Origin of the sequence: Pseudomonas sp. P9_2, from assembly GCF_034008255.1 — a bacterium.
Classification (GTDB): domain Bacteria; phylum Pseudomonadota; class Gammaproteobacteria; order Pseudomonadales; family Pseudomonadaceae; genus Aquipseudomonas; species Aquipseudomonas synxantha_A.
Window position 1 is genome coordinate 5,722,069 of record NZ_CP125376.1, and the last position, 15,804, is coordinate 5,737,872.

The 15,804-nt window shown below is 60.9% G+C and carries 12 protein-coding genes and 2 pseudogenes; 11 read left to right on the forward strand and 3 right to left on the reverse strand.

The annotated features are described in order from the left end of the window. Window positions 1-155 precede the first annotated feature (155 nt). Genes QMK52_RS25000 through QMK52_RS25010 form a run of 3 tightly spaced genes read left to right on the forward strand, consistent with a single transcriptional unit; the run spans window position 156 to window position 3,674 of the window. Window positions 156-956, forward strand: a complete 801-nt coding sequence (locus QMK52_RS25000; protein ID WP_005786823.1) for a glucose 1-dehydrogenase — start codon at window positions 156-158, stop codon at window positions 954-956. Continuing rightward, on the forward strand, window positions 949-2,775 hold the full coding sequence (locus tag QMK52_RS25005; RefSeq protein ID WP_005786821.1) for a glycoside hydrolase family 15 protein: 1,827 nt from the start codon (window positions 949-951) through the stop codon (window positions 2,773-2,775). Before QMK52_RS25000 ends, QMK52_RS25005 begins: the two co-directional genes overlap by 8 nt. Then, the gene (locus QMK52_RS25010) at window positions 2,763-3,674 is read left to right on the forward strand and encodes an alpha/beta hydrolase (protein WP_320403608.1); all 912 of its coding nucleotides are present in this window, start codon (window positions 2,763-2,765) and stop codon (window positions 3,672-3,674) included. The genes QMK52_RS25005 and QMK52_RS25010 overlap by 13 nt, the downstream gene beginning before the upstream one ends. Here the strand turns inward: QMK52_RS25010 and QMK52_RS25015 are convergent. Next, complete coding sequence (locus QMK52_RS25015) at window positions 3,660-4,628, reverse strand: GlxA family transcriptional regulator (protein WP_194440398.1); 969 nt, start codon at window positions 4,626-4,628, stop codon at window positions 3,660-3,662. The genes QMK52_RS25010 and QMK52_RS25015 overlap by 15 nt on opposite strands. 88 nt (window positions 4,629-4,716) lie before the next feature. Between QMK52_RS25015 and inhA the strand changes: the two genes are divergently transcribed. Beyond that, window positions 4,717-5,397 (forward strand): isonitrile hydratase, encoded by a 681-nt coding sequence (inhA, locus tag QMK52_RS25020; protein ID WP_005786816.1) that lies wholly within the window; start codon window positions 4,717-4,719, stop codon window positions 5,395-5,397. Window positions 5,398-5,405: 8 nt separating this feature from the next. Here inhA and QMK52_RS27485 read toward each other — a convergent pair. After that, window positions 5,406-5,567, reverse strand: a pseudogene (locus tag QMK52_RS27485) (DUF6124 family protein); the annotation flags it as partial. 782 nt (window positions 5,568-6,349) lie between these two features. Then, window positions 6,350-6,520, reverse strand: a pseudogene (locus tag QMK52_RS25025) (LysE family translocator); the annotation flags it as partial. Between the two features lie 131 nt (window positions 6,521-6,651). Here QMK52_RS25025 and QMK52_RS25030 point away from each other — a divergent pair. From QMK52_RS25030 to QMK52_RS25060, 7 genes are all read left to right on the forward strand, one after another. After that, window positions 6,652-7,167 (forward strand): sigma-70 family RNA polymerase sigma factor, encoded by a 516-nt coding sequence (locus QMK52_RS25030; RefSeq protein ID WP_032876877.1) that lies wholly within the window; start codon window positions 6,652-6,654, stop codon window positions 7,165-7,167. Further along, window positions 7,154-8,104, forward strand: coding sequence for a FecR domain-containing protein (locus QMK52_RS25035; protein ID WP_005786812.1), 951 nt, complete (start codon window positions 7,154-7,156; stop codon window positions 8,102-8,104). The genes QMK52_RS25030 and QMK52_RS25035 overlap by 14 nt, the downstream gene beginning before the upstream one ends. Window positions 8,105-8,209: 105 nt before the next feature. Beyond that, window positions 8,210-10,696: a TonB-dependent siderophore receptor gene (locus tag QMK52_RS25040; protein ID WP_005786810.1), complete on the forward strand. Its 2,487-nt coding sequence runs from the start codon at window positions 8,210-8,212 to the stop codon at window positions 10,694-10,696. Between the two features lie 433 nt (window positions 10,697-11,129). Continuing rightward, window positions 11,130-12,569, forward strand: coding sequence for an undecaprenyl-phosphate glucose phosphotransferase (locus tag QMK52_RS25045; RefSeq protein ID WP_032876885.1), 1,440 nt, complete (start codon window positions 11,130-11,132; stop codon window positions 12,567-12,569). Continuing rightward, window positions 12,569-14,029: a mannose-1-phosphate guanylyltransferase/mannose-6-phosphate isomerase gene (locus tag QMK52_RS25050; RefSeq protein WP_320403609.1), complete on the forward strand. Its 1,461-nt coding sequence runs from the start codon at window positions 12,569-12,571 to the stop codon at window positions 14,027-14,029. Before QMK52_RS25045 ends, QMK52_RS25050 begins: the two co-directional genes overlap by 1 nt. After that, window positions 14,029-14,940 carry a glycosyltransferase family 2 protein gene (locus tag QMK52_RS25055; protein WP_005786804.1) on the forward strand — a complete coding sequence of 304 codons (912 nt, stop codon included), beginning with the start codon at window positions 14,029-14,031 and terminating at the stop codon, window positions 14,938-14,940. The genes QMK52_RS25050 and QMK52_RS25055 overlap by 1 nt, the downstream gene beginning before the upstream one ends. 6 nt (window positions 14,941-14,946) lie before the next feature. Next, entirely contained in the window at window positions 14,947-15,774 is an 828-nt protein-coding gene (locus QMK52_RS25060) for a polysaccharide biosynthesis/export family protein (RefSeq protein ID WP_005786802.1), read from the forward strand. Window positions 15,775-15,804: the final 30 nt, after the last annotated feature.

Sequence of the window (15,804 nt, forward strand, 5' to 3'; positions counted from 1 at the left end):
TTATCTTTTGTTTTCAGCATATTACGATAAACCTTTGCCTTGCGCCCCGGCGCTACACCTGCGGCCCACGGCCTGAGCGTACAAACCGCGCGGTGAACTTCCGCTCTACGCCGCCAGTCAGCTGAAAGGACTCTGATAAACACAGTGGGTGGGCGATGCAGATTTCCTTGCAGCAACAAGTAGCTCTGGTCACCGGCGCCAGTTCCGGCATCGGTGCTGGCGCAGCCAAAGCCCTGGCCGACGCGGGCGCGGCGGTAGTGCTTAACTACAACTCCCAGGCGGCCCCCGCCGAGGCCCTTGCCGCACAGATCAATGCCAACGGCGGTCGGGCGCTTGCCATCGGTGGCGACGTGTCCAAGGAGGCCGATGTCGAGCGCCTGTTCGCACAGACCCTCGATGCCTTCGGCCACCTGGATATTCTGGTGGCCAACTCCGGCCTGCAAAAAGACGCCAACCTGGTCGACATGAGCCTCGAGGACTGGAACACCGTGATCGGTGTCAACCTCACCGGGCAGTTCCTCTGTGCCCGAGCGGCGGTGCGTATCTTCAATCGTCAGGGCGTTCGCGAGGGCGTGTCACGAGCGGCCGGCAAAATCATCCATATGAGTTCGGTGCATCAAGTCATTCCGTGGGCCGGGCATGTGAATTATGCAGCGTCCAAGGGCGGCGTTGAGATGCTGATGCGCACCCTCGCCCAGGAAGTCAGCGAGCAACGCATCCGCATCAATGGCATTGCGCCTGGGGCGATTCGCACGGCGATCAACCGCGCAGCCACTGAAGGCGCTGCGGAGAAAGAGTTGCTCAAATTGATTCCTTACGGTCGCGTCGGAGATGTAGAAGATGTGGCCAATGCAGTGGTGTGGCTGGCCAGTGATGCTTCTGATTACGTGGTCGGCAGTACGTTGTTCATCGATGGCGGCATGAGCCTTTATCCGGAGTTTCGCGGCAATGGTTGATCTGAAAAAAGAACCCCAAAGCGCCATCGATGCCCATGGCATCATCGGCGACATGCGCAGTGCCGCACTGGTAAACGACCGTGGCAGCATCGATTTTTTCTGCTGGCCGGAATTCGACAGCCCGTCGATCTTCTGCGCACTGCTCGACACGCCCGACGCCGGCACCTTCCAACTTACCCCGGACCTGCCCAACGCCCGCCGCGAGCAGATCTACCTGCCTGACACCAACGTGCTGCAAACACGCTGGCTGAGTGACGAGGCAGTGGTGGAAATCACCGATCTGCTGGCCGTCAGCGAAGACGTTGACGATTTGCCGCTGCTGATTCGCCGCGTACGGGTAGTCAGTGGCCAGGCAACTCTGCACCTGCGTTGCGCCGTGCGCCACGACTACGCCCGTGCCAAGACCCACACCACAGCCGATGACAGCGGCGTGCTGTTCAGCGCCGACGGTCAGCCCGGCCTGCGCCTGGTAGGCAGCCACCCGCTGACCCTCGAAGAAAATGCCGTCGTATCCCGCTTCACCCTGGCCCAGGACGAGGGCGCTGAATTTGTGCTCGGCGGCCAGGATGATCCGCGGGTGGTCAACGACTGCACGGACCTGTACCTGGAACGCACCCTCAAGTTCTGGCGCGGCTGGATCTCCCAGTCCAATTACCGTGGGCGCTGGCGCGAAATGGTCAACCGCTCGGCCTTGGCGTTGAAGCTTTTGACCTCGCGCAAGCACGGCGCAATCATCGCCGCCGCCACCTTCGGCCTGCCGGAAAGCCCCGGCGGCGAGCGCAACTGGGATTACCGCTATACCTGGATACGCGATGCGTCGTTTACCGTCTACGCGTTCATGCGCCTGGGGTTTGTCGAGGAAGCCAACGCCTATATGCGCTGGCTCAAAGGCAGAGTCAGCGACTGCTGCGGCCAGCCGACCAAAATCAATATTCTCTACGGCATCGACGGTCGCCAGGAGTTGCCGGAAACCACCCTCGATCATTTGCGCGGCCACGGCGACGCCCAACCGGTGCGCGTGGGCAACGAAGCGTTCGACCAGATCCAGCTGGATATCTACGGCGAATTGATGGACGCGGTGTATCTGGTCAACAAGTACGGCGAAGCCATTTCCCACGAAGGCTGGAAACATACGGTGGAAGTGGTCGACCAAGTGTGTGAGATCTGGAACCGCAAAGACGTAGGTATCTGGGAAATGCGCGGCGAGCAACACCACTTTTTGCACTCGCGCCTGATGTGCTGGGTGGCTTTGGACCGAGCTATTCGCCTCGCCTCCAAACGCTCGCTGCCCGCCCCGTTCGCGCGCTGGGACCAGACACGCCAGGCTATCTACGCCGACATCTGGAGCAACTTCTGGAACGAAGAACGCGGGCATTTCGTCCAGCATATCGGCAGTACGGCGCTGGACGGCTCGATGCTGTTGATGCCGCTGGTGCGCTTCGTTGCGGCCACCGACCCGCGCTGGCTGGCGACGCTGGAAGCGATCCAGAAAAGCCTGGTGCGCGACGGCATGGTCTACCGCTACCGCAATGACGACAGCCAGATAGATGGGCTGCAAGGCACAGAAGGCGCATTTGCTGCCTGCTCGTTCTGGTACGTGGAATGCCTGGCCCGCGCCGGACAAGTGGAAAAGGCCCACCTGGAATTCGAACAGCTGCTGCGCTACGCCAACCCGCTGGGACTGTACGCCGAAGAATTCGACAGCCAGGCTCGGCACTTGGGCAACACACCTCAGGCGTTGAGCCACTTGGCATTGATCAGTGCGGCAACCTTCCTGGACCGCAAACTCAGTGGGGAGAAGACTGTATGGCAACCCTGACGACCCCTGCCCCGCTGTTGTATGTGCGCACGTCCATGCTAGACGTGGCTTATGAAACCCACGGCCCCATCGCGGGCGAGCCGGTGATCCTGCTGCATGGCTTCCCTTATGACCCTCGCGGTTATGACGAAATCGCGCCGGTGCTGGCCGAGCGTGGTTATCGGGTGTTGGTCCCCTATTTGCGCGGTTATGGCCCGACGCGGTTTATCAACGACCAGGTCATGCGCTCCGGCCAACAGGCGGCGTTGGCCAAGGACCTGCTGGATTTCATGGATGCGCTGTCCATTAAGCAGGCCACGCTCGCCGGGTATGACTGGGGTGGGCGCGCGGCGTGTATTGTCGCGGCGCTATGGCCCGAGCGGGTACGCGGCTTGGTGACGGGGGACGGTTACAACATCCAGGACATCGCCAAGTCCCTTGAGCCTCGGGCACCGGAAACCGAGCATCGATTGTGGTACCAGTATTACTTCCACACCCAGCGTGGGGTCGACGGTTTGACCGCCAATCGACGAGAGCTGTGTGAGTTGTTATGGCGGCTTTGGTCGCCGACCTGGCGTGAAGGGCCAAGTCTGTATGGCAAGACTGCGCCGTCATTTGATAACCCGGACTTTGTCGCGGTGGTGATCCACTCTTACCGCCATCGTTTCATGTATGCGCCGGGTGATCCCGCGTTGGAGTACATCGAACAGGCGCTGGTGCCCCAACCGGCGATAACGGTGCCCAGCATTTCGTTATGTGGGGCCGACGACGGTGTGGGCCCGCCGCCACTTGAGGATGACGATGTGGAGCACTTCAGCGGTTTTTATCGCCGGCAGGTTTTGCCAGGCATTGGTCATAATGTTTTCCAGGAAGCGCCCCTGGTCACGCTTGAAGCATTGCTGGAACTACTGGAGCGCTGAAAAACGCTCCCGGTAAGCTTGAGGCGTCACTGACAAGGCCCGCACAAAGCTGCGGCGCAAAGTCTCTTCACAGCCAAAACCGCACTGCATGGCGATACGTTTGATGGAGGTCGTGCTGTCTGCCAATTGCCGGCGCGCAGTTTCGACACGGATCAGTTCCACGGCCCGGGCCGGGGTCTGGCCGGTCTCGGCGCGGTAATGGCGCACAAAGCTACGCTCGCTCATGCCAGCCTGGGCCGCAAGGGTGGCGATGTTCAGATCCAGCGTCAGATGGTCGGCGATCCAAGCGTGCAGGTCGGCAAAGCGGCTGTCGCTCTTTTGCAGGGATAACGTCACGCTAAATTGCGACTGACCGCCAGGGCGCTTGAGAAAGACCACCAAGTGGCGCGCCACTTCCAAGGCAATGGCGCGACCCAGGTCATCCTCTACCAGGGCCAGGCACAGGTCGATCCCGGCGGTCACACCAGCAGACGTCCACACGGCGCCCTGCTGGATGAAAATCGGATTGGCCTCCACCGTGAGTGCGGGAAACTTGCGCGCCAGTTCTTCACACCGCGTCCAGTGCGTGGCCACTCGGCAACCATCGAGCAAACCACTGGCGGCCAGCAGAAAGGCCCCGGTGCACACCGAAGCCATGCGCCGGGTGTGCCGGGATTTATCGCGCACCCATTGCACCAGTGTCGGGTCTTCGGCGGCAGCGTACACGCCCCAGCCACCGGCGATCACCAGGGTGTCGCAAGGCGCGTCGATGGCGGGCAGCGGCTCAGCCAGCAGCGCCAGGCCGGCAGAAGTCCTCACCGGTTCAGGCTGAGCGGCGATCACGTTCACCGCGTAGGGCAACGGTAAACCACGTTGGCGCAACAGGTCATTAGCCGACGCAAACACTTGCAGAGGCCCGGTGACATCGAGCACCTGGGCATTTTCAAAAGCGAGTACATGAATAATCTTGGGCATGATTGGCGTGATTAGTGGGTTCAATGGCGTACCCGCCAAAGCCTAGGCTTCTACAGTGAGGTCGTCCATTTCTTTCGGAGCTTGCACCATGACCTTGCAGATCGGCTTTCTGTTGTTCCCCGGCATCCAGCAACTGGACCTGACCGGCCCCTATGATGTCCTCGGTTCGCTGCCAGACGTGAAGCTGCACCTGGTGTGGAAAGACCTCGCGCCGATCACCTCCAGCACTGGCCTGGTGTTCACGCCGACCATCACTTACGCCGACTGCCCGAACCTGGATGTGCTCTGCGTACCCGGTGGCGCCGGTGTGGGCCCTTTGATGGAAGACCCGCAAACCCTGGATTTTCTCAAGGCCCAGGCACAGACAGTGCGCTACATGACCTCGGTGTGCACCGGCTCATTGGTATTGGGCGCGGCAGGGTTGCTGCGCGGTCGCAAGGCCACGACCCACTGGGCCTACCACCACCTGCTCGCCCCGCTCGGTGCTATTCCCGTGCAGGAGCGCGTGGTGCGTGACGGCAACCTGTTTACCGGCGGCGGGATCACCGCCGGCATCGACTTTGCCCTGACCCTGGCCGCAGAGTTGTACAGCGAAGCGGCGGCGCAACTGGTGCAATTGCAAATCGAATATGCGCCGGCCCCACCGTTTGACTCCGGCCGCCCGGAGACTGCGCCCCGATATGTACTGGAGGAAGCCAACAAGCGCACGGTGGAGTCACGCAGAGTGCGTGGGGAGATTGTTGCGCGGGCGGCTGCGCGGTTGGGGTGAATGTTCATCCGTGGCGAGCCATCAACCTCAAAGGCCAGGTGCGCCGCTATGGCATTGATGGATTCCAGATCCTGGGAAGCATTGACCAGCAGGGTTTCTGTGTCGCGGTTGGGACGGAGGGTGAAGAGAAGGTTTGAATCTGAAGGAGGATTGGAGATGTCTTTGATCATGATGTAGTTCCTGAGAGTAATGGACTACTGGAGTAATTCGGATTTCTCACGTCCGGTCGCTGAATTGGCAGCGACTGGGCAAGACTAGTGACGACTGTTTCTAGCAGCAACCTTAAAGGGTTGTGGGAAAAAACCGGCTTCAGCGCCTGGACGCAAGGTGAGTCCTAGGCTGCTGTACGAAACTTCTTTTGATTCTTTCGGGGGTAAACGGCCTGTCCGGTTGTAGCCGACAGTAACCACGATGCGAAGCGAGCCGCTCTTGATCTTGATCTGCTTGTGATCTTGATCTTAAGCGCCCCGTTAAACCACGCTGGCCGGAATTCGACAGGGATTTGGGGGGTAAACCGGCAGGGATGCCGGTTTAGCCGCCCCGCGCCATGGATGGCGCGTGGCGGCGGCCCCCCCAAATCCCTGGCGGATTACGGGCACACCGAGCCCAGGCGAGGTGCCGAGTGGTGGGGCAAGAGCGTTTTGCTTACTTTTGCGCTTTTCAAAAGTGAGCCGCCGTCAGGGCGGAACCCTAAGTGGCCGTTACCGCAGGAATGGATATGTACTCGGTATGACTGTGTTGGCTGTCAGGCCGCCTTCGCGAGCAAGCCCGCTCCCACATTTGGATCGCGGGGTGTCAGGTAGAGAAGCATCGCCTGTCAGGCCGCTATCGCAGGCAAGCCAGCTCCCACAATTGGAGTGTGAGGTGTCAGGTAAATGAGCATCGACTGGCAGGCCGTTACGGGAGCAAGCTCCCTCGCCACACAGAAACCTGCTTGGCTTCCCGCGTGTCGTCAGGCAGGACGTGACATCACCGCCAAGCGCACGGCCAGCGCCATCAACACTGCCGCCAACCCCCACTTCTGCAGCCAGGCGCTTTTGGTGCGTTTGGCGAAGAAGCGGCTGAGCGCCCCGCCAAACATGCCCAGCAGTAGGTGAAACACACTCGCGATCAGCGTCAGCACGGCGCTCGCAGGCTCTACAAAAAATTGTGCTGGATACATTACTGACGCAGCGAACCAGTGATTGCTGAATGCCACAACCAACGTCTAGAATGCGAAACATTATCAATTAAGCCTGCTGCGCCAGGATGACCATGTCGAGCGATCACCCACTGGACCATGCCGCCATCGGCCAGCTTTACCAAGCCCACCATTCCTGGCTGCGCGGCTGGTTGAGCCGACGCACCGGCTGCCGTGAACACGCCGCTGACCTGGCGCAGGAAACCTTCGTGCGCCTGCTCAACGCGCGCAAGCAACAGACCTTGCAGCAGCCGCGTGCTTACTTGAGCAGCATCGCACGCAGTTTGATGATCGACCAGTACCGACGCCGCGAACTGGAACGTGCCTACCTGGAAAGCCTGGCGCACTTTCCCCAAGTCGAGGTGCCGAGCGAAGAAACCCGCCTGCTGATCCTCGACAGCCTGGCGCGCATCGACCGTTTGCTCGACCAGCTCAAGCCACGGGTGCGCGAGGCGTTTCTGTTGGCCCAACTGGACGGCCTGACCTGCGCGCAAATCGCTTTGCGCCTGGGCGTGTCCAAGGCCACGGTGGAGCGTGACCTGTCCAAGGCATTGCACGCCTGCTATCGGTTACGTTATGCCGAATGCTGATCCGCGCCTGGTGGACCAGGCCATCCAGTGGATGATCAAGCTGCGCTTCAACACCGCTGACGACGCCAGTACGGCGGCCTTCGAACAGTGGCTGCACACCAGCGCCGCGCATCAACTGGCGTGGCAGCGCGTGGCGACCATGAATGACGACTTCACCCAACTGCCGGCGCATGTCAGTCGCCATGCCCTCGATGGCGCGCGCCAACGTATCAGTCGGCGTGAAGGCTTGAAGCTGCTGGGGTTGTTGGCCGGCGCCGCCGGGTTGGCCTGGCTGGGTCGCGACTACACGCCCCTGCCCGCCCTGATGGCCGACTATCGCACCGCCACCGGCGAGCGGCGCTGGGTGGTGTTGAACGATGGCAGCAAGGTCCAGCTCAACAGCGCCAGTGCCATCGATATCACCCTGAATGCCGAGCGGCGTCTGGTGAACCTGCGTCAGGGTGAAGTGTTAGTCAATACCGGCGCTGACAACCGTCCGTTCTGGGTGCACACCCGCGATGGTTACCTGCGCACCCTCGGCACGCGCTTTGTGGTACGTGAAGAAGCCCAAGGTACGCTGCTGGCTGTGCAGCAGGGTGCGGTCGCGGTGTATGCCGACAGCCATGACGCCAGCGCACGCCAAATGATCAAGCCGGGCGAACAGGTGCTGTTCAACCGTAGCGGCATTCGCCCTTCTCCCACCAATGGCCTGGATCCCTGGGCCTGGAGCGACGGCGTCATCAGCGCCCACAATATGCGCCTTGACGACTTCCTGGCCGAACTGGGCCGCTACCGCAACGGCTTGCTCCGTTGCAGCGAAGCCGTCGCGGGGCTGCGGGTTTCGGGCACCTATCAACTGGAAGACACCGATCAGGTACTCAAGCTGGTGGCGCAATCGTTGTCGATCAATGTGACCTACCGCAGCCCCTATTGGGTGACCGTCTCCGCTCGGGTTTGAGCGGCCGAAAATAAATGAGGTGAATTCTCATTGCCATTCGACCTGTAAGGAAAGGCCGATCAACAGGCCGGTGTTGTCCACTTCCTTCAGGAGCATCCCGCGGTCATGCAAGCGTTCCCCTCCAAACGTTCCCCCCTCAGACACGCCCTCAATGCCACTCTTCTTGGCGCGTGCGTGGCAGCCAGCGCTTTGCCGTATACCGCAACAGCCCAGGAACCCCGCAGCGAGCGCCAGGCCCGCGCCTGGAATATTGCGCCCGGGCCTCTGGCGGGCGCCCTTGATCAGTTTGCGCGGCAGGCCGGTATCAGCCTGTCGTATGACGCGGGCAGCGTGGCCGGCAAAAGCAGCCCGGGGCTGAGCGGCACCCTGGCCCCACAACAGGCCCTGAGTCAGTTGCTTCAGGGCCAGGGTTTGCAGGCGCAAAGCCAGGGCCAGAACGCCTGGTTACTGCTACCTCAGCAGCAAGCCGGCTCGGCGCTGAGCCTGGGCGCCACCACCATCACTGGTGATCGTCTGGGCGCCACCACCGAAGGCAGCGGTTCCTACACCACCGGTGCGGTGACCATCGGCAAGGGCGAACATAGCCTGCGACGCACGCCGCAATCGGTGAGCGTGATGACCCGCAAGCTGATGGATGACCAGAACATCACCACCATCGACCAATTGCTGGAGCGCACGCCAGGGATCACCAGCTACGAGTCGCCCATGGGCGGCAAGTATTTTTACTCCCGGGGCTTCAAGATGCTCGGTCAGTACCAGTTCGATGGTGTGCCGCTGGACATCGGCAAGGACTACATACAGGCCGACAGTTTCAGCGCGAACATGGCGATTTATGACCGGGTAGAGGTGCTAAAAGGCGCCGCCGGTATGCTCAAGGGCGCCGGCACCGCCAGCGGTGCAGTGAACTTCGTGCGTAAGCGGCCCCAAGCCACCCCGACCACCAGCCTCGGGCTGTCGGCGGGCACCTGGGATAACTACCACGCCGAACTCGACACCGGCGGCCCGTTGAACGACAGCGGCACGGTGCGCGGCCGTGCGTCGGTCAGCCAGCAGAATCGTGGCTCCTACATGGACCTTGCCAAGCGCCAGGACCAGGCGTTTTACGCGGCGCTGGACATGGATGTCAGCCCTGACACCACCCTAGGCTTCGGCGCCAGCTATGAGGATGTCGACGCCACACCGTGCTGGAGCGGCCTGCCGCGCTACCGCGACGGCAAAAGCCTCGGCCTGAGCCGCTCCACCTGCCTGGGCCAGGCCTGGAACGATTGGCAAAGCCAGCGCACCACGCTGTTCGCCGATCTGACCCATCACTTCAACGACGACTGGAAGCTCAAAGTCAGCGCCGTGCATAGCCGCAACCTGCAAGACATCAAATACGCCGCCAGCGAAAGCACCGTGGACTATGGCAACCCGGCCCCTACGCTCACCAGCTACGCCGCGCTGCTGGATTACGATCACAAGGACTACGGCCTGGATGCCTACATTGATGGTCAATTCGAAGCGTTTGGCCTGCAACATGAGTTGATCCTCGGCGCCAATGGCAGTCGTGGCACCCAGGACGATGTCTACGCGATCCGCAACCTGCCCCAGCGCCAAAGCGTTTTCAACCCCAACCACCACTTCCCGGAACCTGCCGACGATACCTTCTGGCCCAACATGTACCGTGGCGGCACGGTCAAGGAAACCGCCACCCAATACGGCGCCTACGCCACCTTGCGCCTGCGTCTGGCCGAACCGTTGATGCTGGTTCTGGGCAGTCGCGTCAGTTGGTATGAAAACCGCCGTGAGTCCTTGAACCTGGCCTGGGGCGAGTGGGCCGACCAGGATGCACGCACCAAGGAAACCGGCGTGGTCACGCCGTTTGCCGCGCTGATCTACGACCTCAATGACAACCTTTCGGTGTACGCCAGCTACGCCGATATCTTCCAGCCACAAAGCTCCTACGCCACGGTCAGCGGTTCGGCGCTCAAGCCGAAAATGGGTGAGAACTACGAGCTGGGTATCAAGGGCGAATGGTTTGACGGGCGCCTCAACAGCTCCCTGGCGCTGTTTCGCGCCATCGAAAAAAACGCCGCCCAAACCGATTTCGAGACCCGCTGCGGCAGCTCCTCCGACGGCTACTGCTACACCGACACGGGCAAAGTTCGCGCCCAAGGGGTCGAGGCCGAGCTGAGCGGCGAATTGCTTGAACGCCTGCAAGTGTTTGGCGGCTACACCTACACGCAAACCAAGAACCTGAAGAACATCGACAGCGCAGCCGAAGGCGCGGTGTCCAACACCTACGTACCAAGGCATATGCTGCGTTTGTGGGGCGACTACCAGTTGGACGGTGCACTGTCAAAATGGACAGTCGGCGCCGGGGTCAACGCCCAAAGCAGCAATTACCGGTTGCAAACCATCAAACTGGAACAGGCCGGGTATGCGTTGTGGAATGCGCGCATTGCGTATCAGGTGGACGACACCTGGACTGTGGCGCTCAACGGCAACAACCTGTTCGATAAAAACTACTACCAGACCGTGGGTACCTCAGGCTGGGGTAATCTTTATGGAGAGCCGCGCAACCTTACGCTGAGCCTCAAAGGCAACTTCTAAACATCAGCAGTCCTTGCACCAGAGCCGGCAAGCCGGCCCTGGTTCGACAACCCCCCTTCCCCCGCCCTGCTTCTGTCAAAAAAAAGCTTTTTTCGCTGGCAGGCAAATCCCCACGTTTGTTCCTACACTCCAAAAAGCCATCATCGATTCTCGATTTTTCTGAAAGCATGGCCTCTCATGTCAATAAATCGTCATATCATGGGGGCCTCATGAGAGCCATTGAAGGCAGCGGCGAAAAAAGCCAAATCATTGACACGGAACCTCAAGGAAGCCACTATTTAGCCATCACTCCGTAAATTCCTGCGTCTGAACAGGCATTACGTATTACCCAGCAACTGCAGTTGTTCGATTTGCACCACTTGTAAAGCAAACCTGCCTTATGGATGAGCAAAACGAATAGGAACGTTCTGGTGGTGTATTGAGGATCTGATCTATGCGCGGTAAATCGTCGGTCGATAGCCTGTTTTTGACTCGTCCCGGTTTCGTTGAGTTTTTTGTCGTCTTCGTAAAACTGATCCACGGCCTCACTGCTGTGGTGCCGGCAATTATCCTGTTGTTCTACCCGGAACCCGTCGCCGAGCACATGCGCAACCACTACCTGGGCCTGCTGGTATTCTTTGCGCTCTTGACCATCATTCTGTTCCAGGCCCTGGGGGTGTACTCCGAGGATCTGTTCAGCAATCGCCTGCGTTTTCGCGTGATGCTGGTGGCCTGGGTCTCGGCGTTTTGCATCCTGCTGTTCATGTACCAGATCCTGCTGCTGTTCCCACAGTTGAGCCCACGCAACCTGGCGGCCTGGTTCTCCATGAGCCTGGTGCTGTTTGGCGTGGAGCGGATATTGATGCTGCGCCTGTATCGCCATTTGATGAAGAACGGCAAATTCTTGCAGCGTACGGTGATCCTGGGTTTTACCGAGACGGCGGTGCATGTGGCTGAACACCTGTCGCGCAACAGCGATATCCGTTCCGGCCTGATCGGCTTTATCGACGACCGTACCGAGCGCATTCCCAAGGAACTGAGCCGCCTGCCCTTGCTGGGCAATACCCGCGATCTGGAAAAGCTGATCCGCTCCGAACAGGTCAATCAGGTCATGATCACCCTGCCCTGGGCTGCCGAGCAGCGTATCAACGGGCTGGTCAAACGCCTGCGGCAGATGTCGGTGAACGTCATGCTGGTGCCCGACATGGCGGCCTTGCGTTATGGGCATAACCGCATCACCGATGTGGGCGGCATCCTGATGTTCAACACCTCGCAGTTGCCGCTGCGCGGCTGGTCGCCCTTTATCAAGCGTTGCGAAGACCTGCTGCTGGCCAGCCTCGGCCTGTTGTTGCTGTCACCGGTGATGCTGGCGACGGCCATCGCGATCAAACTCGATTCCAAGGGCCCGGTGCTGTTTCGCCAGAAGCGCTTTGGCTACAACGACAACCTGATCCGGGTGTTCAAGTTCCGCTCGATGTACGTGGAACAGACCGACCTCAACGCCGAGAACCAGACCACACGCCAGGACCCGCGCATCACCCGGGTAGGCAGGATCATTCGCAAGACCAGCATCGATGAGCTGCCACAACTGTTCAACGTGCTGCTGGGCAATATGTCGATGGTCGGCCCGCGCCCCCACGCCACGGCCACCAAGGCCGCCGGGATTCCGTTCGAGCAAGCGGTCAGCGAATACAGCTCACGCCACCGGGTCAAGCCAGGCATCACCGGCTGGGCACAGATCAATGGCTACCGTGGCGAGACCGACACCCTGTTCAAAATCCAGAAGCGCGTCGAATACGACCTGGAATACATCGCCAAATGGTCGGTGTGGCTGGATCTGTACATCGTTTTCATGACGGTTCCGGCCGTCCTTTCCACCAAGGAAGTCTATTGATGAACCCTCTTAACGGATTGATCCCGTGCATCATCTCCGGTGGTTCGGGCACGCGGCTGTGGCCGGTTTCGCGGCAGAACATGCCCAAACCCTTCATGCGCATGCGCGATGACCAGAGCCTGCTGCAAAAGACCTTCCTGCGCGCCAGTCACTTGCCGGGGGTGGAGAGCATCCTGACGGTGACCAACCGCGACCTGCTGTTTCGCACCCTCGACGACTACCGTGCGGTGAACACTCAGCGATTGGCCCTGGAGCTGCTGCTGGAGCCGTTTGGCCGTAACACCGCCGCCGCCATCGCCGTGGCCGCCTTGCATGTGCAGGAGCATTTCGGCGCTGAAGCACAGTTGCTGGTGATGCCCGCCGATCACCTGATCCTGGATGAAACGGCCTTCGCCCAAGCGGTGGAAAAAGCCCGTGCGCTGGCCGAGGCCGGTTACCTGGTGACCTTCGGCATTCAGCCTGACCGTGCCGAAACCGGCTTTGGCTATATCGAACAAGGCGCAGCGTTGGGGGCCGGGTTTCAGGTCCGGCGCTTTGTCGAGAAGCCCGATCTGGCCACCGCCCAAGGCTATCTGGACGGCGGCAAGCACCTGTGGAATGCCGGCATGTTCTGCTTCAAGGCGGCCAGCCTGTTGGAAGAATTGGCCAGCCACGCCCCGGCAGTCCTGGACGCTGCCAGGGCCGCACTCGAGCACAGCCAGAGCCTGCAGAACAGCAGCAGTCGCCAGCGTGAGCTGAGCCCGGAAGGTTTCGGTACCGCGCCGGACATCTCCATCGACGTGGCCCTGATGGAAAAATCCGCAAAGGTCGCGGTCGTGCCCTGCAACATTGGCTGGAGCGATATCGGCTCCTGGGAAGCGCTGCGCCAACTCACCCCCAGTGATGACAATGGCAACCAGATCAATGGCGAGGCGATCCTGCACGACGTGCATAACTGCTACATCGACTCGCCCAAGCGGGTACTCGGTGCAGTGGGCGTGCGCGATCTGATCATCGTCGACACCCCGGACGCACTGTTGATCGCCGACGCCCACCGCAGCCAGGACGTGCGCTATATCGTCGCCGAACTCAAGCGCCAGAATCACCCGGCGTTCAGTCTGCATCGCACAGTCACCCGCCCGTGGGGCACCTACACGGTGCTGGAAGAAAGCACGCGTTTCAAAATCAAGCGCATTGTGGTCAAGCCCAAAGGCTCGCTGTCCCTGCAAATGCACCATCACCGCAGCGAGCATTGGGTAGTGGTCAGCGGCGCAGCGATGATCACCAATGGCGAGCGCGAAATCCTGCTCAACATGAACGAGTCCACCTATATTCCCGCCGGCCACAAACACCGCCTGACCAACCCCGGCATCATCGATCTGGTGATGATCGAGGTACAGAGCGGTGAGTACCTGGGCGAAGACGACATCGTGCGTTATGACGACATCTACGGCCGCGCGCCGGTGGAAGAGAAACCCTGATGCGCACGTCCCTGATCATCCCCACCCGCAACGCGGCCAGCCATCTGGACCGCCTGCTGCCAGCGCTGCGCATGCAGACCCTGCAACCGGACGAGATGCTGGTGGTCGACAGCGCATCGAGCGATGACACCGTGGCGCGTTTTCGCGAGTTTGGCGCGCGCGTGGAGGTGATTGCTGCCCGCGACTTCAACCACGGCGGCACCCGGCGCTGGGCCAGTGAACAGGTGGGCGGCGACGCTTTGATCGTCATGACTCAGGACGCGATCCCCGCCACGGCCGAGACCTTCGCCAACCTGATCGCCGAATTGCAACTGGAGCCGCTCAATGGCGTGGCCTATGGACGGCAGTTGCCGCACCCCGGTGCAGGGGTGCTGGGGGCACAGTCGCGGCACTTCAACTACCCGGCGGCCAGCCGCAGCAAAAGCCTGGCCGATGCACCGCAGCTAGGGATCAAAACCTGCTTCAGCTCCGACTCGTTTTCGGTGTACCGACGCAGCGCCCTGCAGGCGGTGGGTGGTTTTCCCCAGGATGTGATTGGCAGCGAAGACGCCTACGTCGCCGCACGCATGTTGCTGGCCGGCTACCAGGTGCGCTACGCCGCCAGCGCGCAGGTTTATCACTCCCATGATTACCGCTTGCTGGACGAGTTCAAGCGCTACTTCGATATCGGTGTGTTCTACGGCCGCGAGGCGTGGATTCGCCAGGCGTTCGGCGACGCCGGCGGCGAAGGTAAACGTTATGTGCTGGCCGAACTGCGCGCATTGCGCGAGGCCAACGCGCTGCACCGTGCGCCGGAAGTGGTGGTGCGCAGCGCCTTTAAATTGCTGGGTTATCGCCTCGGCCACCTTGAACGCCACTTGCCCAACTCGCTTAAACGGCGCCTGGGCATGTTTTCCACCTACTGGACTTGAGCCGTCATGAAGACTACCAACCGACGTTCCCGTCTTACCCTGCTCAGCCTCTTGAGTGCCTCAATCTGGCTGGCGGGCTGTTCGACCCCCGCGCGGGTGCCGCTTCCTGACAACAATACGCTCAAGGCCGGCCATCAAGCGGCGCTGACCCTGGCCGACCTGCCACCACCGCAGGTGCTGATCCAGACCGGCGACTCGCTGCGGATCGTGCGCGATGCCCAGGAACCGGCGGCGGCCGATGACATGACCGTATTCGTCGTGCGCCCCGACGGCGTGATCTCGGTGCCCAATATTGGCCGGGTCAAGGCCGCCCTGCGCACGCCCGAAGACCTGGGCAAGGAAATCACCGAGAAGTACAAGCGCATCTACCGCGAACCGGCGGTGACGGTGAACATCGCCAGCGCACCGAGCAACAAGGTGTTTATCGGCGGCGCGGTGTCCAACCCGGCGTTTTTCGACCTGGCCGGCAACGTCAGCGTCGAGCAGGCGCTGCTCAGTTCCGGTGGTGTATTGCCCTCGGCGGATGCCTCCAACGTGGCCTTGCTGCGCACCGGGCCAGATGGCAAGTACAGGACGTACTTCATCAGCCTGGAGAGCATGTTGACCAACCCCAATCACCCGCGGGTGGCGTTGCAGCGCGGCGACTTGATCTTTGTGCCGCAGTCGGGCATCGGCGCGACGGTGGAAGCCGTGGATATGTACTTCACCAAGCTGTTTCCCATCAACAAAGGGATTGGCGTGGGCTTTAACTACGACCTGAACAAGAGCGACGTGAAAAACAGCGGCAACACCATCTACAACAACCCAACCATCAACGCAGGCCAAGGATTATGAAGCGGGCGTCGTATCACTCGAACCAAGCGT